Genomic DNA, 19,438 nt, shown 5'->3' with positions numbered 1-19,438 from the left:
ATGCTCATTCACCTACAATCGTATTTATTCACTAAACAATATATCCGCACCAATGGCACGTTTTGCCGATTCTCTTACTTCATTCATACCCAGACCCATGCTTCCGCCAACACCGGGAATCACGATAATAGCCGGCAATTCAAAGTCCTTGTATTTTGCAATGCTTTCCTTTGCCATCAAACTGGCCTGCTCTGTGATATAAATTATCGCATAATCTTTTTCCGCCAGTTTATGAATTGTCTTTTTTACCTCGTCTGCATTGTATGCAGGGAAAATATCAATTCCAAGAGCGAGGAAACCCAAAATACTGTCTTTATCGCCTATAATGCCAACTTTAGACATATGCTTCTCTCACCCTTTCTTTTATAATGGCTGCATCTATGTTATGCATTTTACAAGTCATAATGATGCGAATACATTTCGCTTCGGTTTCTTTCGCCAATATAAACGCCATAACCGGTTCAGAAGTTAAAGTTTTATACTTCGCATCTTTGATATACTCCATCAGGTAATCATCACAGGCTTTTTCAAAAGCTGTAAATCCTTGGTCCATATACTCTTCGCAAAGGGCACCATAAGGGGTTTCCTTTAAGACTGTTACGGGAGAGTCGGTGCGAAATGCCCTGGAAAGCAAATCAAGTCCCATGCTCCCCCCTGGCACAAAGCTTTCCTCTAAAACCTGATAATCTCTTTCCATCTTCTTTACACGAAGAAGGGTTTTAAGGTTTGTGATGTCTGATAACATCTGAATATACTTTGAGACATAAGGGTTATCCAGTTTCTTTGCCGCCTTCTCCATAGTAGAAAAACAAGCCTTATCCAATATGGTATCGATATATCTTCCGTTATGGGTTTTTGCATACATGCTAACGGCTTCTTCCACTGCCTCCCCATTGATATTGGGTAGCTCAACATAGTTTCTTTCCCGCAAATTCTTGCGCAGTGTTTCTATGGGAATTGTTCCACCTTGTATCAAAAACTTTTTACCGCTTACTTTGGAAACTTCCTCTTTCAACAGAACCTTGATGTTATGGTAATCATTTTTATAAAGGAAAATATCTATGAATGTTTCTTGAGGAATTAACCCCGCCACAGCCTGATAAGTCTCCTCCAAATGATTGCCAATCATCTTTTCAAATTCATAAACCCCGTTGATTTGGGTTTTTCCGTAAGCACTGTCAGACAATATGCGCAAAGCCTCTTCCGGAGATTTTGCATCGGCCATCTGCATCAGCTTTTGCTTTGTCATCAAGGAGTTTTCCATAGAGCGAACGCTGGCTACTGCGAAAGGGTAAATCTTATTTTTAGCCATCAAGAATCCCCCTCCTTAAAACAAAATTTGTGCAGCTATTTGTCTAATCTCTTCTTGCTCCACTGTGATTATGGATTCGAAAGTATAGTTATACTCTATATCCCCATTTTTCACAATGAAACCACCATCAAGTTCTCTGCTTTCTTTGGAGAGGGTAAAGCCGTTATTTTCAATAACCGTTGCCAAACGCTCCCGATCTACTTCAGAAACAATAATCTCTGTACCGTTTTCTTTATTTATTTTTGTAAGCATAATGCCTACTGTTTGTGCATACTGGGCATCCGGCAAAGTTTGTAAGCGTTTTTTCGCCTCTGCAATAATATCTTCCAATATGCTCTGCTTTTCTCTTAAAATTGCAATTTTGCCTTGCAACTGGGCACCTGAAATCGCTTTGGCTTTTACCTTTTCTGCCTCCGCCTCTGCTTTTTTCTTCATCGCATCGCTTTCACGCTTTGCCTTTTCTTCAGCTGCCTTTAAAATTGCTTCCACATCCAAATTGGCTTTATCTATGATTGCCTTTGCTTCTGCTTCTGCCTTCTCTATGATTTTATCGATTATAATTTTACCGTCATTCATAGGAGTGCGCCTCCTTTTCTTTCAAGTGAATTATACCTGGATGCTGTTGAGCATCAGGAAGGAAACGAGCAGAGCCAATACCGCATATGTTTCTACCATCGCTGCGAAAAGCATACCTTTTGCCAACTCGCTGGGTTTTTTACCAACCAACATGATACCTGCCGCTGCTGCCTTACCCTGAGCAATACCGGAGAAAATACCAACCAAACCAATGGGCAACGCTGCTGCAAAAATGCCTGCGCCCTGAATCATGGTTAATTCGATCATGCCATCGCCGCCCAAAAGGCCTACCTTAACCATTACCAGGAAGGCAATCAACAAACCATAAATGCCCTGTGTACCTGGAAGAGCCTGCAACAATAGCACCTGCCCAAACTTGTTAGGGTCTTCAGAAACAACCCCTGCCGCTGCCTCACCGGCAACACCAACACCAATCGCACTACCTATACCTGCAAGAGCAGCAATTGCTGCACCAGATAAAGCTAAAAATTCGCCACTAAATAAACTCTCAACCATTATTTTTCTCCTCCTTGAGTATCTTGATATATTTCGTTTTTCTTTCAAAAGGTGCAAAAGGTCTGCCTCCACCGGTATAGAATTTTCCGAAGAATTCTACATATTGCAATCTGCAAGAGTGAACGAAAGCACCCAGGGCATTGATTGCAATGTTAAATACTGTACCGATTACAAATGCCAAAAGCAGAACAATTGCGCCCTTCACTCCGCCCCCTGCCAAAGAGCCCAAGGTATTGATTACCTTGGCAACAACACCAGTTGCTAAGCCTAACGCAAGAAGTCTGGAGTAAGAAAGAACATCCGATAAATAACTGGTAATACCGTAAAGGCTGCCAAGACCACCTGTAATCTTGCCGAAAATACCTTTTTTCTTTCTACCACCGGTCAATAGAATACCTACCGCACCTACAATAGACATCACCTTGCCCACTGTAACCATTACCGGTGCAACACTGCCACCAATGCCAAACAGAACCAGTCCGATTAATAATACGTACCAAAGGCCGATATCAAAGAGTGCATCCAGAGGATGGCCATCTCTAATAAACATATAGGCCTGAATACCCATTCCCACAAATAGGTGAATGCCACCTAAAATAAGGGAGAAAATCAATAATTTCATTGGCTCTGCCATTGGGTCAAACCAAATCGGCTTGATCACAAGGTCAACATCGAATAGGGTTTTCGCCGCTACTGTGAAGAAGTCACCGAACCATCCGCCAAACAATGCACCCCAAATAAATGTTGAAATACCACAGTAGAAGAACATTTTTATCATTCGATAGGTCATGCCTTCTAATTTAAATTTTTTCAAAATATACCAGCAACCCGCTGCCATAATGATACCATAAGCGGCATCGCTGAGCATCATACCAAAGAATATGAAATAAAAGGGTGCCAAAAACTTTGTTGGATCAACGTCATGCCTTGAAGGCAAGCTGTACATATTTGTTACCGCCTCAAAAGGAGTAGAAAATCCGTCGTTATGAAGGAAAACAGGAATCTCTTCATCCGCCTCTGGTTCTTTCAAATCGTAATAGAATTCATATTTTTTTAAGAGAGCTTCTACTTCCGGCTGTGCTTGTTTGGGCATCCACCCATCAAAGTAGAATACCATCTCTGTGCTAAGCATATCTCCAACAATCTTTGCTCTGTCTCGGCGCATATTTAAGCTATCATAAAGATATTCGATATTTTTTCTTGCCACTGACAATTCCGCCAAAATTGCTTCCTTAGCAACAATCACCTGCTGGTGTTCTTCAATTTCAATTTCATAGTTCTGTATTGCTTCCTTAGGTGTTCCTTTATGCTCGCCGAAAGAAATTGGGTTAAAGGCAAACTCCCTAAGAGCTTCGTAGGCCAAATCCCGCTCCTCTTTCAGACAGATAATGGATATGTACATTTGTTGTACATCCGCACTCACCTGTTGTACAACCGCCGAAGGAACTTTTTCCCACACTGTCTGCAATAAATCCTCAAACTTCGTTTTAACAGCAACTGTTCCAAGAATGACTGCAGAAAACTTTGTTTCTTTCATTTGCAAAGGTAAGTCCAAGTTTTCCCAAGGCTTTAACCCTGCAATAATACCTTTTAAGCGATTAATTTCGTTTTGCCCTTCTGCAATTTGCTTGTAGCACATAACCGCCGTATCCACATTCATTTCCGTTTCGGTTTTTGTTCGATTCATATGATCAACAAAATCTTCTCGAACAATTTCTTCCCGAACCTGAAATAAGGGTTTTTTCTTTGTGTCATAGCGATTAATCGCCTCAATTGCAGTACTAACACGGGCAATGTCTGCTTCCAGACGTAAAACATCCGCACTGTTACTGGTTCTAAAAATATCAGGCATCCATTCTTCGTCATTTACCATGCCCTCTTGGGAGTTGATTTCTACCACCCCAAGGTGCATCAATTCATGAAGGAAAGGGGTACGTCCACTATTTAGACCAATGACAGTAAGCTTACGCATCTCAACGACTGCCATATGCTCCCACAACCCTTCCAATGACTGCTTGAACAGCCTCTTCTTTCTTTTTTGCTGCTTGCTCTCTGATCTTTGAACAAGCAATTTCCGTATCCTTTTGGATGTTCTGGATTTCGACGCGACTCTCTTCGTCTGCTTGTTTGGCAACAAGTTGCATCAACTCTTTACCTTGCTGTTGTACCTGTTGCAGCTGTGTTTCTCTCTGTTTTTGGGCATCCTTCTTTAAAGCTTCCGCGTCTTCTGTGGCCTGCTTTACGATCTGACCAGCTCGTTCTTCAGCCTCTACGATGCTTCTCAGTATCTCATAAGCCATTACCATCACCTCTCTTGTTTACAATTTGTTAAACAAATTGTATAGTATGCATTTCTGTTAGGATACGAACCTCTTTTTGTTAAACTTATAACACTGCTTTTTCTAAAAAAAGAAGAGGTCCAACCTAATTTTTTTGCCTTTCTTCCTATATATAGTAGGAAATAAGGACTTGCCTGTGGCGAAAATATTATTAAAACCATAGGTTTTTTTTGAATCCGCCTAGTATGTACTAAATCTAAAACATACCTCAGTTTAAATAATAAGTTATTTACCTTGTATTGTCAATAACCCATTCATTGTAGGTAAAACAGTACTATTTTATCGTCGCTTCTAAAAATTGTTAAATTAAAATCAGTATCATTTTTCTAATTTCACAGTTATATTGAATTTTACAGGCTTTGCGAACGGTAGTTTGCATGCGATTTATTAGTACCCAAAGCTTTTTACTGGCAATATAAACACTTTCAAATTTTGCTCATTATGCTTTTTGCACAAAACACATCAGTTTTTTTTGTGCAATTATCTCTGTGTATTTCTTTTTTTTTCTTCTTTTTTTCGTTGGTCAATGAAATAAATTTCATTCTATTCACGGAACACAAAAATTTTTGTCTAATAATTTGTTTTTATCAGTTTGTTTCGTTGTTTTTGCACTATCCTTACCATCAAAATGAAGCATTGCTATCTCCTCTTTTCTGTTTTTTGATATCATAACCCTTTTGAAAAGATTTATCTGTGATAAAATTACATATACCAACTGCCGTCTTCATACCCCTTTCTTATTGTGGACGGTTGTTCTCTTTTCTATGAATCATTCTTTTCACCAAATTTATTGGTGCATAAAGCATTCTCACAAAGCCCAAGTACAAAATAATGGGATTTTCCCACAGTGCCGCCCATTTCATGGGTAAACACTAAAAAAAATAGACCCAGATACCCTATCTAAGCCTACACTTTCCCCTCAAATTCCATATATGATTCTCTATCCAATGCGCGCAACAAGTCTCTCTTCATCCAATTAGGAAGCTGACTTGTGCATACTTCTTCCCTGGTCATCCAATAATAGCCTTCATGCTCATGGCTTAAAACCACCTCACCGTCCTTCCAACAGCAAGCGTATGTAAAAATACATAAGTGTATATGGTTTTTAATGACATCAAAAAGAGAAACAGGCTCACCCACAAAAACGTCTAGGCGGGTTTCCTCTTTGATTTCTCTTTGTAACCCTTCTTTGCTTCGTTCGTAAAAATGCAGACCACCACCGGGCAAATCCCACTTTTGGTGGCTGTTCATGTAACTGCACTCCATCTCCCCTTGGGATCTAGTTAGAACCAAAACCTTTTTATTTTTTACAATTACAGCTTTTACTGCAACAGCAAAATCTCGTTTCACGGGCTCACCTCCCTTCTCTGTTTCTACCTATTTAATTACAGCTTGTCTGATACTTATTTTGCCTCTTCCAACAGCTTTGTAAGCTCTTCTTCTGCAAAAGCATATTCCTTGCCACAGAAGTGACAGTGCAAATTTGCCTTTTTATCTTCAAACACAATTTTTTCAAGTTCTTCTTTTCCGATGCTGATTAAAGCCTTTTCCACTCGTTCCTTTGTACAGTTGCAATAGAACTGTGTGGGTACCTTATCTAGAATCTTCATGTCCAAGCCCTCAAGAATCATTTCCAAAATCCCCTCAGGTGTTTCTCCCATATCCAACAAATCTGTTACATAAGGAATTGCATTTAGTCTTTGTTCCAGCTTAGAAATTACTTCTTCTGTTGCATCAGGCATAAGCTGAATGATGAATCCCCCCGCACGACGAATGGAAGTATCTGTATCAACCAAAACACCCAAACCTACCGCAGAGGGTGTCTGTTCAGACTGAGCATAGTAAAATGTTAAATCTTCTGCTATTTCCCCGGAAACAAGCTGAATTCTTCCTGCATATGGCTCTTTTAAACCAATGTCTTTGATAACACTCATATACCCTTGACCAATGGCACCACTTACATCCAATTTGCCAGGGTATTTGGACGGAATGTCTACATTTGGATTAAATACATAACCTTTTACTCTGCAATGGCTATCAGCGGAAACAACAACACCCTTTAGTGGGCCAATACCACGAATTTGCAGGGTAACCAAGTCCTTCTCCCCCTTCAGCATACTGCCCATCATGGCTGCAGCTGTCAACATTCGGCCTAAAGCCGCTGATGCTACAGGGGAAGTGTGATGTACCTCTCTGGCGTGTTGTACCATTTCACCAGTAGTAGCCGCAAAAGCGCGGATACTTCCATCACCTGCTGTTGCTCTAACAATATAGTCACTCATCTTAATTTTCCTCCTTTAGTTGCGCCACAAAGAAATAGCGATGGCTATCTTCTTTTGCTCGCTCAAAACTGTATCCGTCATAGATATTTAATAAAGAAAACCCATGTTCATCGAGACAGGTTTTAACCTCATCCAAGCTATAAGCCCTTTCATAGTGATATTCTTCTACCCTTTCATAGGTTTCCTTATTTTTTTGGCGGATGAAAAAGCTCACATAATATTCATTAATCTGGTCCTCCTCGTCAAAGGAGTTCTCCCAAAAATACGCAGCATCCTCAGTCATAGCCGCGTATGTTTTATCCCCAAAAACCTCTTGAAATTTATACTTTGTGTTCATATCAAACAGAAACAGACCCTTCGGGTTCAAATGCTCTTTCACAGCAGAAAAAGCGGCGGACAGCTCACCATCCTCCGTCAAATAGTTTAAACTATCACATAAGCTCAAAACACAATCCACCTGATATGGCAGCTCCATCTCCACCATATCCTGACAAAAAAAGGGAATAGAAAGCCCTTCTGCCATTGCTTTTCTTTGTGCCTCTGCCAGCATTTCCTCAGAAATATCCACCCCAACAACGCCATAACCGGCTTTTGCCAGAGGAATTGTGATGTTTCCCGTTCCACATCCCAAATCCACCACACTTTGAGGCATCGTGTTAAGGTTTTTCCAAGTGTCTTTAATATATTGCACCCACGCAGGATAGTCTACTTCATCCATAAAAACATCATATACGGAGGCAAAACCTTCATATGCGTCCATTTTCGTTTCTCCTATACCATTTATTTCCCAACTTCAACATTCATATATTATATCTTTTCCTCTGGTGTATTGCAAGGGCTTTTCTCTGTTGCCTTTGCTCTTGCAGCTCTTTTCTTCTTCCCCATAATACCGCCAATACGGCCGCTTTCCTTTGCGGTTAAGCCTTTCCACCCAACCTTCTCCACCTTATCCAACAATCCCAATTCTTCAGCGATTTCATATTTCATCGCCAAATCCAGTTTTTGCGCCTCAGTCAATTCTTTTTTTTGTCCCATGATGTAAATCCCCTTTCGTGTTTGTTCTTTTAAGAAGTATTACCTTTTTGTGAAGTTTTTTTTCATAATTTTGTCCCTGTGAAAAAAATTATTGTCTGTGAACGAAAATCATTTGACATATGAGATAACTGATGGTAGACTATGGATTAAGTAAATAGTTCTAAAAGTAGAGGTGCGTTTTTCAAGAGTACACGGGCGAATATCATAAGGGATAAAGGCCGTCCGCCGAAAGGGGAAAATGCCGAAGAGGAAAGAGCCTTATCTTTTTTTCTCTGGTTGTCCGGTTAATAGCCGTCCAACTGTCATTGGTATTCCCAATGGAGCGCTACAAGACTAAGTTTTAGCAATACTACTTTTTGTCGTATGCAAAATTTGGAAGTCGGCGCTTGCCGGCTCTTTTTTGTTTCCGGCAAAACCGTAGCTTTGGAACACATATATTACACTGATTGCGAGGAAACAGGCATAAATTTTTATAAAAAGATATATCTGTTGTTAGGTGTGAGTGTCACTTGCATCAAAATTTTTGTTCTTCGCACATATTGAAACATTATATAATTTATAAAGAAAGAAGGACGTTTTTAAATGAAAAAAATTAATCTTGCAGTTGTAGGCGCCACAGGTATGGTTGGCAGAACATTTTTAAAGGTTTTAGAAGAAAGACAGCTTCCCATTGAAAATTTCTATGTAATGGCTTCTAGCCGTTCTGCAGGCAAAACAATCATCTTTAATGGTAAGGATTATGTTGTTGAAGAATTAACAGAAAATTCATTTGATAAGCCCATTGACATTGCTTTGTTTTCCGCAGGCGGCAGCACAAGTGAAAAGTTTGCCCCCATTGCTGCGGCTCATGGTTGCATTGTTATCGACAACAGTTCACAGTGGCGTATGGATCCCGAAGTTCCTTTGGTTGTTCCTGAAGTCAACCCCGAAGATATTTCTTGGCACAAAAACATCATTGCAAACCCTAATTGCTCTACCATCCAGGCTATGGTTGCCTTAAAACCTTTGGATGAAAAATACAAGATTAAAAGAGTCGTTTACTCTACATATCAGGCAGTGAGCGGTGCAGGTGTTGCAGGTTGGCAAGACCTAGAAAACGGCTTAAAGGGCGAAGAACCCAAAAAGTTTCCCCACCCCATTGCAAATAACTGCTTGCCCCACATTGATGTATTTTTGGACAATGGATATACCAAAGAAGAAATGAAGATGATCCTTGAAACAAGAAAAATTCTGCATAATGACAACATGAAAGTAACAGCAACCACTGTACGTGTTCCTGTTTTCAACTCTCACAGTGAATCCATCAACATCGAATTTGAAAATCCCTTCGACTTAAAGGAATTAATCGAAACATTGAAAAATGCCCCTGGTGTTGTTCTAATGAATGATTCTGAAAACAACGAGTATCCTTTGGCTACTAGTGCAACAGATCACGATGAAGTTTTTATCGGCCGTGTTCGTCGCGATGAAAGCTTGGACAACGGCATCAACCTTTGGGTTGTTGCAGACAACATTCGTAAGGGTGCTGCTACCAATGCCGTGCAGATTGCAGAAGAAATTATTAAAAACATGAACGCATAACAAAGAGTCTCGCATAACTATATAAAACTAATAAAATTTTGGAGGTGCTTGCATTATGTCAATTTTTACAGGCGCAGGTGTTGCATTGGTTACACCTACATTTCCCGATGGTACCGTTAATTTTGAGAAAATGAAAGAATTGATTGAATTCCAGCTTGCCAACGACACAGATGCCCTTATTATTTGTGGTACTACCGGCGAGGCATCCACTTTAACTGATGAAGTCCAAATTGAATGCGTACGTTTTGCCGCCGAGGTTACTAATGGACGTGTCCCTGTTATTGCCGGTGCAGGAAGTAACGACACTGCCCATTGCATCGCCCTTGCCCAGGGATGTGAACAAGCTGGTGCAGATGCTGTTTTGTTGGTAACCCCTTACTATAACAAAGCAACACAAAAAGGCTTGATTCTGCACTACACAGCAGTGGCAAACAGTATCTCTATTCCCATCATCCTTTATAATGTTCCCGGCCGTACCGGATGCAATATTGCACCAAAGACAGTATTGGAACTATCTAAAGTGAAAAACATCGTCGCTGTGAAAGAAGCAAGCGGAAACTTATCTCAGGTTGCTGAAATCGCCTCGTTGGTTGGCCCTGACTTCGACATATATAGTGGTAATGATGATCAGATTTTGCCCATCCTTTCTTTGGGGGGTAAAGGTGTTATTTCTGTACTTTCCAATATCGCACCAAAACAAACCCATGATATGGTTGTTAAATTCTTGGATGGCAATATCAAGGGGGCCATTGCATTGCAGTTGGGTGCAATCGAATTGATCTCTGCATTGTTCTGCGAAGTAAACCCTATCCCTGTCAAAACAGCATTGGATTTAATGGGTTATGAAGTTGGCCCTTGCCGTATGCCCCTTTGTGCAATGGAGGACAAAAACCTAGAAACACTGAAAAAAGCAATGCATCACTACGGTTTGATTTGATTTTGACTTGCGGCAAAGAACTTTCTTTGCCGCATTTTAGCAGTAGCCCCAAGCCATTCATTGGCACATACTGGTTAAGGGGCCAAATCGGGGCAGGAATAGCCCTAATGTTTCCTAGGTACGTTTTCATTCCTTAAGGGCTAAACGAGCCTCTGTAAGGATTTATTATGAAATTTAGACTACAATAGATTAACTGGCGCCATAGTGCCTGTGAAAAGAACAGGCTTTTTCCAATACAAGGGGCTGTTAGGTTTATCCCGAAAGGCAAAAAGCTGTGAAAAGGTTTAATTTTTAAAGGAGTGTACAATATGATTAATATTATCATGCATGGTTGTGGCGGTAAAATGGGACGAGTTGTGGCTGAAATTGTTGAAAGCGATGATGCTTGCCAAATCGTGGCTGGCATTGATCCTGGTATGCCCAAGGCTAATTTTCCCGTATTCCCCACCCCTGCTGATTGCACCGTTGATGCCGATGTCATTATTGATTTTTCCACAGCAACGGCTGTACCTGCATTGTTGGAGTTTTCCAAGGCAAAAAAAATACCCGTTGTTGTTTGCACCACTGCCCTCACCGATGAAACCATGGCAAAGATCCATGAAGCATCAAATAGTGTGGCAGTTTTAAAATCCGCAAATATGTCAATCGGTGTTAATTTACTGTTAGAATTGGTTCAGAAAGCAACAGAAATTTTATATGATGCAAACTTTGATATTGAAATTGTGGAAAAGCACCATAATCAAAAAATTGATGCTCCCAGTGGCACTGCAATGGCTTTGGCAGATGCAATAAATGAGGCTATTGATCAACAATTTCATTATGTTTATGATCGTTCTCAAACCAGAGAAAAAAGAGAGCGTAAAGAAATCGGTATCCATGCAGTACGGGGGGGAAATATTGTTGGTGATCACGACGTTATTTTTGCCGGCAGAGACGAGGTAATTGAATTGACCCACCGTGCAACCTCTCGTGAGGTTTTTGCTGTAGGGGCAGTAAAAGCAGCAAAATATCTGGCATCACAAGATGCTGGGTTTTATACCATGAAAGATGTTTTGGCATAATTCCCCCTCTTTTTAGGCCAAAAAATATCTTAATAAAAATATGCCGTAGGAAAACGGAATTTCCTGCGGCTTTTTTATGAAAAGATAGTTTCCTCATTGAAAATTTATATTTGCCACTCACACCTTCCATTTGCCCCACGGCAAACCCCCAAAACCTACTAAACACTAGGTAACCCTACATTTTTTAAATACACCTTATACAGGGCATGAACAAATCCAAAACATTCCCACCCTTGCATATGTTAGATGCACAACCCAAGCATGGTTTCTCTTACAAGTCCCTTTGGCATTTTCTTTCTCAAGAAAAAACACATCACTATCTGCCTTATTCGTTATTTTAACCTTAACGCTTTCCTCCCCTTGTTGAACCTGCTGAATCAATACTATATTTATCAAATAAAAAAATCCACCCAAAAAAGGATGGATTTTCAGTATCATCAATGCAACTTTTTCTTCTTTGAACCCTTTCTAAAAAAGAATTAAAATTATCTCTCTTTCCATTTAAACAAAGGCTTCCCAATGAAAAATATACTTTAAGGCTGCCTAATTTTTGTGAGACAAATAATTCATTGTTACGATGGTTCTATATACCTTACAATTTTGCAGCTTGCACCGGTGCTGGGTTCAAAATAAGCCCTTATGGAAATTTGTTTCCCCTGCAAATCAGCTTAGCTTGGTCATACGGTAAATGACCTCTGGCCAAAGTAAGGCTGTATCGGGCTACTGTTTTTCCGCTTTAATTTGATAAATGCAATGGGAGCGTTCCGCAATGGTTGGCGGCAGAGCATCTCCCGTTAGGATAATATCCATAAAGTCGGGACGCTTATTCAACAATTCATCTAATTGTTCCGCCGATAAAAACCCTTTTTCAATGCACTCCAAAACCCCATCCAAAAGAAGCATCTCACACTCTCCTGTATCTACGATTTTTCTGGCAAAGTTAAAGGCATTTTTGATTTCTCCGCTAATTTCCCGGCGAACAGTATCATCAATCTCCTGCTCTATACGATTTTTCTCAAATCGAAAAATACGGAAATCAGGCTCTAGCTTTTTTAACAGCTCGATTTCTTTATTATTGTGATAGTCCATAAATTGTATCATCACAACGCGCAAGTCATCCCCGATAGCCCTTAAGCCTCTGCCCACAGCCACACAGGTTTTTCCTTTTCCTGCGCCATAATAAATGGAAATCTGTCCTTGTCTCACTTTTCATTCAACTCCTGTTATTCTTCGGTAGTGTTTTCAACAACATCTGTTTTTTCATCTGAATGGGGAATTTCAATTTTAGATACAGAAACCTCATAGGCTACCCTTTCTTCAATGGCGTCGCCCATTTTTTTCTGATACGTTCTGCTTTGCACTCTACCCCACACTTTGATGTTTGCTCCTACCTTAAGGTTTAGCATATATCTTGCATTACGCCCCCATGCAATACAGGGGATGTAATCGGATTTATTATATGCACGATTTACCGCAACTAAAATATCTGAAATTTCACGGCCAAAAGGTGTCTTTCTATAAATTGGCTCTTTACAGATAAATCCATTCAAAAATATTTGATTTTCATTCTTTTTTTCATCCTCCGCTAAAACGCGGATTTCCCTGGCAAAAACAGTAAGTACTAGTCTATTTTTTTTGCTGTTGTAGTTATTGTAGCTTCGAAGCTGTCCTAAAACATCTACACAAGTACCGTTTTTTAGTTGATTTTTGTCAATTAATCGTTCCGAAACGGTGATCGGAAGGATGTCAGCCTGATCGCTAAGGCGTTCAGATGCTATCTTAAACGTATAGAAGCCTTCTCCATAAACCTCGTGGCTAAATACGCATTCCTCCACGATTTTACCGGCAATGGCAACATTGTTGTTTTCCGGCAATCCATCCATATGCATCGCTTTCTCCCCTTTTCTATGCCGATTTTCATCATCGACATTGCTTCCTTCTGTATTTCAGTTTACGCAAAAAAACAAACCTTTAGAAGTCCGAATGGAAAAAACTCTTCAAGAACTTCCTCAGGTGCGTTCGCTGCTGTCTTAGCTTTTTGTGTTGAGTTCCGAAATGCTTTTACCATTACGGAAAATAAACCCTATTTTCACACAATCAATCGCTACGACCATAGAGTAATCTTTTGTTTTGTATATCAATGGCTCCCCATTTTTCTTCACTATGACTGCTTCAACTTTTTTTCCGTTTTCCAACCAATAACAGAGGAAGTAAAAATCATCATCCTGACGCACTGTCCACTCCAAATCCAACAGAGGCTTTAAAAAGAAATCTGCCTCACAGCCAAAAAAATCGGCTACCCTTTTACCTGCCTGTACAAAATCCTGCACTGGTTCTTTTCCCTTGGCCATACCTTCCTCCACTTTATAAAAATCTTATATACTTATGGTAATGATTTCTAAACGACTTGTCAATATAAACATTTCTTTTGTGCAAAAACCTTCTTTACCAATTCTAACAAAAAAGGCAGGAAAAATCAAAAAAATTGATTTTCCTACCGTATTTGCTATTTTACTTCTTTTCCATAACCCCTTTTAGATACTGTCCTGTATAGGACTTTTTCACATTACAAATTTCTTCTGGTGTGCCTTGGGCAATAATGGTTCCACCTTTATTTCCACCCTCGGGTCCTAAATCTATAATATAATCTGCGGTTTTGATTACATCAAGGTTATGCTCAATGACCACAATGGTGTTGCCACCTTCGGCTAAACGCTGTATGATATGCACCAACTTGTGCACATCAGCTGTGTGTAAGCCTGTTGTAGGCTCATCCAAAATATACATGGTTTTTCCCGTGCTTTTTTTGCTCAGTTCCGTTGCCAGCTTTACCCTCTGGGCTTCTCCACCGGAAAGGGTGGTAGAAGATTGCCCCAATTGCACATAGGAAAGACCAACATCATAAAGGGTTTGCAGTTTTGCCTTGATGCGCGGAATATTTTCAAAAAAAGCCAAGGCTTCCTCCACGGTCATTTCCAACACATCGGCAATGGTTTTGCCTTTGTATTTGACTTCCAAGGTTTCACGATTATACCGCTTGCCTTGACAAACCTCACAAGGCACATAAATGTCCGGCAAGAAATGCATTTCAATTTTGATGATACCATCTCCAGCACAAGCCTCACAACGGCCACCTTTTACGTTAAAGCTAAACCGACCTTTTTGATAGCCCCTCATTTTGGCCTCTGTAGTCTGTGTAAACACATCACGAATCATATCAAACACCCCGGTATATGTGGCAGGGTTACTCCTTGGGGTACGCCCAATGGGCGACTGGTCAATATCGATTACCTTGTCCAGTTTTTCATGTCCAGTCATATCCTCATGCCCACCAGGGCGACACTTAGCCCGGTTTAAGTCCCTGGCTAAACGCTTATACAAAATTTCGTTTACCAATGAGCTTTTGCCTGAACCACTAACTCCGGTTACACAAGTAAATACCCCCAAGGGGATTTCTACATCAATATTTTTCAGATTGTTTTCCACTGCACCTTTGATTTTGATGACATTTTCTTTTTCAAAGGTTCTACGCTCTTTAGGAACTTCAATTTTCTTTCTACCACTCAAATAGTCCCCCGTGGCTGAACGCTGGCAAGCCATAACCTCCTCAACACTACCAACACAAAGCACCTCGCCACCATCTTTACCAGCACCCGGACCGATATCAACAATGCAGTCGGCGGCATACATGGTGTCCTCATCATGCTCCACCACAATCAAAGAATTACCAATATCCCTTAAGTGCTGCAATGTTTTGAGCAACTTATCATTATCCCTTTGATGCAAGCCAATGCTTGGTTCATCCAAAATATATACAACGCCCACCAAGCCCGAGCCAATTTGGGTTGCCAGGCGGATTCTTTGAGCTTCACCACCAGATAATGTGCCTGCACCTCGAGAAAGTGTGAGGTATTCTAATCCAACGTCTACCAAAAAGCCAATCCTAGCGTTGATTTCCTTCAAAATTCTTTGGGCAATCATTTCATCCCGCCCACTTAAAATAAGGTTTAGGAAAAATTTTTGAATTTCTTCAATAGAAAGCTCTGTTACCTCTGAAATATTCTTGCCACCTACGGTAATCGCCAGAACCTCAGGGCGCAATCGCTGACCATGGCAAGAGGGACATTGAATATTTGTCATATATTCTTCGTACTCTCCTCGCATACTCTCTGATGTTTCGTTATACCTTCGCTGCAAATTGGGTATCAAGCCATCATAATCATAATCGTAGGTTCCCGTTCCACGATAATTGGAATAGGTGATGCGCAGCTTTTCTCCGCCTGTGCCATAAAAAATGACTTTTCTGATTTTTTCTGGTAAATCCTGAAACGGGGTATCCAAATCGAAGCCATATTTTTCTGCCAATGCCTCAAACAGCACACGGCTCATGCTATCTTTCGAGGAAATAGAATTGTACCCGGGGGCAACAATGGCTCCTCCCAAAATGCTTAGGCTTTCGTTGGGAACGATCAAGCTTTCATCGAACTTCATCTGCATTCCCAAACCCGTGCAGGTTGGGCAAGCACCACTGGGGTTGTTGAAAGAGAACAGGCGAGGCTCAATTTCCATTAAATCGATGCCACAATCAGGACAAGAAAAATTTTGGCTGAATATTAGTTCATCCTCCCCTTGGTTAATGTCCACCACCAGAAGGCCACCGGTTAAAGCCGAAACCGTTTCTATGGATTCTGTCAAACGCTTTTGTATGCCTTCCTTTACCACCAAACGATCCACCACAATTTCAATGGTGTGTTTTTTATTTTTTTCTAATTCAATTTTCTCTGAAAGCTCATATAAAATGCCGTCCACTCGCACCCGAACGTAGCCGCTTTTTTTGGCATCCTCCAAAAGCTTTATATGTTCCCCTTTTCTGCCTCGCACCACGGGGGCAAGAAGCTGGAGCTTTGTGCGTTCCGGCAGTTCCAAAATACGGTCTACAATTTGGTCTATGGTTTGTTTCTTAATCTCTTTGCCACATTTGGGGCAATGAGGAATCCCGATTCTTGCATAGAGCAAACGCAAATAATCATAAATTTCTGTTACCGTTCCCACAGTAGAACGTGGGTTATGGCTTGTTGTCTTTTGGTCAATGGAGATGGCAGGAGAAAGACCCTCAATCAAATCCACATCAGGTTTCTCCATTTGCCCTAAAAACTGACGAGCATAGGATGACAAAGACTCCACATAACGTCGCTGACCCTCAGCATAGAGTGTATCAAATGCCAACGAGCTTTTACCAGAGCCACTAACCCCTGTAAAAACAACCATTTTATCTCTCGGGATTGTGAGGTCAACATTTTTTAAATTATGCTCCCTTGCCCCCCGAACTATAATTTTATCCTTCATAATTCCTCCTAAAGGCGGAAAAACCGTCCATCATTCTTCCAATAGCTTTTTCAACTCTAAAACCTTATCTCTAAGTTCTGCGGCTCGCTCAAATTGCAACTCCACCGCTGCCTGCTTCATTTCTTTATCCAATTTTTCAACCAGCTTTTTCAACTCTTCCTGGCTCATGGATTCAGGGTCTTTTTCCAAACCAAACTTCTGCTTCTCTGTTGCATTTTTGCTGATTTGGATAATATCATGAACTTTTTTTTGAATGGTCTGGGGTATGATCCCATGGGCATCATTGTATGCCTCCTGGATGCCACGACGACGGTTTGTTTCAGAAATTGCCTTGTTCATACTATCCGTCATGACATTGGCGTACATAATAACACGACCTTCCGAATTTCTTGCAGCACGGCCCACCGTCTGTATCAGCGACGTCTCCGAACGCAAAAAACCTTCTTTGTCTGCATCCAAAATGGCAACCAAACTTACCTCAGGGATATCCAGCCCTTCACGCAAAAGGTTGATTCCTACCAGAACATCGAAAACATCCATTCGTAGATCTCGGATTATCTCCAACCGTTCCAAGGTATCAATATCCGAGTGAAGATAGCGAACCCGAACCCCTGCTTCCCGCAGATAGTCTGTCAAGCGTTCTGCCATCTTTTTGGTCAAAGTGGTCACAAGAACTTTTTGACCAAGGGATGTTGTTTTCTTCACTTCGGACAACAGATCGTCAATCTGCCCTTCAATGGGACGAACAGAAATTTCAGGATCCAAAAGCCCTGTGGGACGAATAATCTGTTCTGCTGTTTGCTCCGAATGCTGTTTTTCATAGACAGACGGCGTGGCAGAAACAAATAAGAGCTGATTAATTTTATTTTCAAATTCTGAAAACTTTAATGGGCGGTTATCCAAAGCTGAGGGCAAGCGAAAACCGAAGTCAACCAAGGTCGTTTTCCTTGACCTGTCCCCTTCATACATTCCACGAATTTGAGGAATAGACACATGAGATTCATCGGCAATCATCAAAAAATCCTGGGGAAAGAAGTCAATGAGGGTAAAGGGTGTGCTTCCCCCTTCTCGCAAAGATAAATGACGAGAGTAGTTTTCAATGCCAGTGCAAAAGCCCATTTCTCGCATCATTTCGATGTCATAATTGGTTCTTTGCTCCAGCCGTTGTGCTTCCAATAGCTTATCCTCCCGACGAAGTTCCTCCAAGCGTTCTTTCAACTCCGCCTCAATCCTTATAATTGATTTTTGCAATTTTTCAGGGGCAGTGACGTAGTGAGATGCAGGGAAAATGGAAATATGGGCTCTGGTTCCTAAAATTTCACCGGTCAAAACGTCAATTTCCGTTATTCTTTCAATCTCATCACCAAAAAATTCAATCCGCACCGCATGCTCCGAAGATCCTATGGGAAACACCTCAACCACATCTCCACGAACCCGAAAAGAGCCCCTTTCAAAGTTCATGTCATTTCGGTCATATTGCATTTCAATCAAGCTACGCAGTACCTCATCTCGGTCCTTTTCCATACCAGGACGCAAAGAGAGCATCATGCCGTAATATTCTTCTGGGTCACCCAAGCCGTAAATACAAGACACACTTGCAACAACGATAACATCCTCTCGCTCCACCAATGCTGCCGTAGCCGAGTGGCGCAACTTATCTATTTCATCGTTTACTGAAGAATCTTTTTCGATGTAAGTATCGGTGCTGGGCACATAAGCTTCTGGCTGATAGTAATCATAATAGGAAACAAAATATTCAACTGCATTTTCAGGAAAAAACTCTTTCAGCTCGTTGTAAAGCTGTGCCGCCAGGGTTTTATTGTGGGCAATAACTAGGGTTGGTTTTTGTAGTTTTTCAATAATATTTGCCATAGTAAAGGTTTTACCACTACCCGTAACTCCCAACAGCGTTTGAAATTTTTTCCCCTCTTGAAAGCCTTTTGCCAGCTTTTCGATTGCCTCTGGCTGATCGCCGGTAGGCCTATATTGAGAATGAACCTGAAATTTCAATTTAATTTCACCTCCATAAAAACAATAAAAAAGTTCGTCTATTTTGCAAAACAAGGAAACCATACTTCTCTTGCCAAATAGACAAGCCTTTTTAAAAAAGTTTTTTCTAAATGAATCCATGGCTTAGGTTACCGCCAAAGCTTTAACACCTACAAATTATAACACACCTTTGTGAAAAAGTATAGCTAAAAATGCAAACATTCGTTCTGAATTTTGCATTTTTGGGGAAAGTAAATTCTGTTTTTTTCACCAAGTATTTGAAACCTTTCCTTGTATTGTTACCACAAGACTCTTTTGCTACTATTTTTTGTGTACTGTAATAAATATATGATTGGCCTTTTCCTTTTTTTTTCTACATATTTTAATTTGCAACAAAAATTGCTAATAAGAAGAAACTTCAGCCTTTTTTTCCAGGTAAAAAATGAAATCTCCTCACGCCGTTG

The 19,438-nt window shown here is 40.7% G+C and carries 19 protein-coding genes and 1 riboswitch; of the genes, 3 read left to right on the top strand and 16 right to left on the bottom strand.

The features are described 5' to 3' along the window. Nucleotides 1–24: 24 nt before the first annotated feature. The 10 genes from ABVZ64_RS10550 to ABVZ64_RS10505 all read right to left on the bottom strand — a co-directional run bounded on the left by ABVZ64_RS10550 (nucleotide 25) and on the right by ABVZ64_RS10505 (nucleotide 8,060). On the bottom strand, nucleotides 25–342 hold the full coding sequence (locus ABVZ64_RS10550) for a V-type ATP synthase subunit F (protein WP_312044988.1): 318 nt from the start codon (nucleotides 340–342) through the stop codon (nucleotides 25–27). Further along, a complete protein-coding gene (locus tag ABVZ64_RS10545) occupies nucleotides 335–1,312 on the bottom strand; it encodes a V-type ATP synthase subunit C (protein WP_352400972.1) in 978 nt (325 codons plus the stop codon). Before ABVZ64_RS10545 ends, ABVZ64_RS10550 begins: the two co-directional genes overlap by 8 nt. Before the next feature lie 15 nt (nucleotides 1,313–1,327). Continuing rightward, a complete protein-coding gene (locus tag ABVZ64_RS10540) occupies nucleotides 1,328–1,888 on the bottom strand; it encodes a V-type ATP synthase subunit E (protein ID WP_352400971.1) in 561 nt (186 codons plus the stop codon). Nucleotides 1,889–1,918: 30 nt separating this feature from the next. After that, the gene (locus tag ABVZ64_RS10535) at nucleotides 1,919–2,404 is read right to left on the bottom strand and encodes a V-type ATP synthase subunit K (protein ID WP_352400970.1); all 486 of its coding nucleotides are present in this window, start codon (nucleotides 2,402–2,404) and stop codon (nucleotides 1,919–1,921) included. Further along, complete coding sequence (locus ABVZ64_RS10530; protein ID WP_352400969.1) at nucleotides 2,397–4,391, bottom strand: V-type ATP synthase subunit I; 1,995 nt, start codon at nucleotides 4,389–4,391, stop codon at nucleotides 2,397–2,399. Before ABVZ64_RS10530 ends, ABVZ64_RS10535 begins: the two co-directional genes overlap by 8 nt. Further along, nucleotides 4,378–4,704 carry a hypothetical protein gene (locus ABVZ64_RS10525; RefSeq protein WP_352400968.1) on the bottom strand — a complete coding sequence of 109 codons (327 nt, stop codon included), beginning with the start codon at nucleotides 4,702–4,704 and terminating at the stop codon, nucleotides 4,378–4,380. The genes ABVZ64_RS10530 and ABVZ64_RS10525 overlap by 14 nt, the downstream gene beginning before the upstream one ends. 945 nt (nucleotides 4,705–5,649) lie before the next feature. Further along, nucleotides 5,650–6,093 carry an NUDIX domain-containing protein gene (locus tag ABVZ64_RS10520; protein WP_352400967.1) on the bottom strand — a complete coding sequence of 148 codons (444 nt, stop codon included), beginning with the start codon at nucleotides 6,091–6,093 and terminating at the stop codon, nucleotides 5,650–5,652. Between the two features lie 53 nt (nucleotides 6,094–6,146). Next, on the bottom strand, nucleotides 6,147–7,025 hold the full coding sequence (gene hslO / locus ABVZ64_RS10515) for an Hsp33 family molecular chaperone HslO (RefSeq protein ID WP_352400966.1): 879 nt from the start codon (nucleotides 7,023–7,025) through the stop codon (nucleotides 6,147–6,149). Nucleotide 7,026: 1 nt separating this feature from the next. Further along, nucleotides 7,027–7,785, bottom strand: coding sequence for a class I SAM-dependent DNA methyltransferase (locus ABVZ64_RS10510; RefSeq protein ID WP_352400965.1), 759 nt, complete (start codon nucleotides 7,783–7,785; stop codon nucleotides 7,027–7,029). 47 nt (nucleotides 7,786–7,832) lie between these two features. Next, nucleotides 7,833–8,060 (bottom strand): alpha/beta-type small acid-soluble spore protein, encoded by a 228-nt coding sequence (locus ABVZ64_RS10505; protein WP_352400964.1) that lies wholly within the window; start codon nucleotides 8,058–8,060, stop codon nucleotides 7,833–7,835. A gap of 159 nt (nucleotides 8,061–8,219) precedes the next feature. Further along, nucleotides 8,220–8,396: riboswitch (Lysine riboswitch) on the top strand. A 246-nt stretch (nucleotides 8,397–8,642) separates the two neighbouring features. Here ABVZ64_RS10505 and ABVZ64_RS10500 point away from each other — a divergent pair. The 3 genes from ABVZ64_RS10500 to dapB all read left to right on the top strand — a co-directional run bounded on the left by ABVZ64_RS10500 (nucleotide 8,643) and on the right by dapB (nucleotide 11,639). Continuing rightward, complete coding sequence (locus ABVZ64_RS10500; RefSeq protein ID WP_352400963.1) at nucleotides 8,643–9,641, top strand: aspartate-semialdehyde dehydrogenase; 999 nt, start codon at nucleotides 8,643–8,645, stop codon at nucleotides 9,639–9,641. A gap of 55 nt (nucleotides 9,642–9,696) precedes the next feature. After that, entirely contained in the window at nucleotides 9,697–10,578 is an 882-nt protein-coding gene (gene dapA, locus ABVZ64_RS10495; protein WP_352400962.1) for a 4-hydroxy-tetrahydrodipicolinate synthase, read from the top strand. A 308-nt stretch (nucleotides 10,579–10,886) separates the two neighbouring features. Further along, nucleotides 10,887–11,639: a 4-hydroxy-tetrahydrodipicolinate reductase gene (gene dapB, locus ABVZ64_RS10490; RefSeq protein ID WP_352400961.1), complete on the top strand. Its 753-nt coding sequence runs from the start codon at nucleotides 10,887–10,889 to the stop codon at nucleotides 11,637–11,639. A gap of 195 nt (nucleotides 11,640–11,834) precedes the next feature. On the opposite strand, the gene ABVZ64_RS10485 is transcribed toward dapB, so the two are convergent. From ABVZ64_RS10485 to uvrB, 6 genes are all read right to left on the bottom strand, one after another. Beyond that, nucleotides 11,835–12,035, bottom strand: coding sequence for a hypothetical protein (locus ABVZ64_RS10485; protein ID WP_352400960.1), 201 nt, complete (start codon nucleotides 12,033–12,035; stop codon nucleotides 11,835–11,837). Nucleotides 12,036–12,359: 324 nt separating this feature from the next. After that, a complete protein-coding gene (locus ABVZ64_RS10480; protein WP_352400959.1) occupies nucleotides 12,360–12,845 on the bottom strand; it encodes a cob(I)yrinic acid a,c-diamide adenosyltransferase in 486 nt (161 codons plus the stop codon). Between the two features lie 17 nt (nucleotides 12,846–12,862). After that, on the bottom strand, nucleotides 12,863–13,528 hold the full coding sequence (locus ABVZ64_RS10475) for a single-stranded DNA-binding protein (protein ID WP_352400958.1): 666 nt from the start codon (nucleotides 13,526–13,528) through the stop codon (nucleotides 12,863–12,865). A gap of 141 nt (nucleotides 13,529–13,669) precedes the next feature. Then, nucleotides 13,670–13,990: a hypothetical protein gene (locus ABVZ64_RS10470; protein ID WP_352400957.1), complete on the bottom strand. Its 321-nt coding sequence runs from the start codon at nucleotides 13,988–13,990 to the stop codon at nucleotides 13,670–13,672. A gap of 160 nt (nucleotides 13,991–14,150) precedes the next feature. Further along, nucleotides 14,151–16,988: an excinuclease ABC subunit UvrA gene (gene uvrA / locus ABVZ64_RS10465; RefSeq protein WP_502892597.1), complete on the bottom strand. Its 2,838-nt coding sequence runs from the start codon at nucleotides 16,986–16,988 to the stop codon at nucleotides 14,151–14,153. 27 nt (nucleotides 16,989–17,015) lie between these two features. Beyond that, complete coding sequence (gene uvrB, locus ABVZ64_RS10460; protein WP_352400955.1) at nucleotides 17,016–18,995, bottom strand: excinuclease ABC subunit UvrB; 1,980 nt, start codon at nucleotides 18,993–18,995, stop codon at nucleotides 17,016–17,018. Between the last annotated feature and the right edge of the window lie 443 nt (nucleotides 18,996–19,438).

It is taken from the genome of Anaerotignum sp., from assembly GCF_040307045.1.
Taxonomy (GTDB): Bacteria; Bacillota; Clostridia; order Lachnospirales; family Anaerotignaceae; genus Chakrabartyella.
Note: the sequence above shows the minus strand (reverse complement) of the source record. Positions and strands in the feature narration are given on the sequence as shown.